Genomic DNA, 646 nt, shown 5'->3' with positions numbered 1-646 from the left:
ACCTTCCCCTGTTTCAAAATATTGCTCAACCGGAGAAAATCTATACATATCTAAAATCGGTATAATTATTGAGATTAAAGTTACTATAAATAATGTCAACAAAATCTTTTTCAAGCTACTTACATCGTATATAACAGGTGCAGTATACGGTTCTATAGACGTTGATATAAAGTAAAAGTTCCTGATAAAAATTTTTGTTAGAAAAATACTAAATACTAAACCTAACACAGTTGCTACAAAGAAAACAATTAAACTTTTCAACAGTTCAAACATTATAACTTCTTTCTTTTTCATACCAATTATTCTCAGTAGTCCTTGTTCTTTTGACATCGATTTATGCATTAAAAACAAAATATTAAATACTAATAAAATAGCCATAGCAATGAACACAATATCAAAAACATCATATTCTTGTGATAGATTAGATTTTTCTTCCATTACTCTCTCAAGTGTATCATTTATATAAATATGGTCTGAATTTGATTTTATCTTTTCACACAACTGGTCTGCAATTCGTAGTAAGTTTGCTTTTTTATCTTTTAAATAGATATTACCATCATAATCTGCATATTTATCAAAAGAATAGCTACTGTCATATATAAATATGCTTTTAAATTTATAGTAATCCTTTAGTTCTTCTGGATAA

At 26.3% G+C, this 646-nt stretch carries 1 protein-coding gene; it reads right to left on the bottom strand.

Going from position 1 to position 646, the window contains the following annotated elements; genetic code table 11:
- The coding region (locus HMPREF0634_RS07710; RefSeq protein WP_007790639.1) for an FtsX-like permease family protein at positions 1-646 on the bottom strand (646 nt) is incomplete at both ends.

The sequence above is a fragment of the Peptostreptococcus stomatis DSM 17678 genome (assembly GCF_000147675.1).
GTDB classification, from domain to species: domain Bacteria; phylum Bacillota; class Clostridia; order Peptostreptococcales; family Peptostreptococcaceae; genus Peptostreptococcus; species Peptostreptococcus stomatis.
Note: the sequence above shows the minus strand (reverse complement) of the source record. Positions and strands in the feature narration are given on the sequence as shown.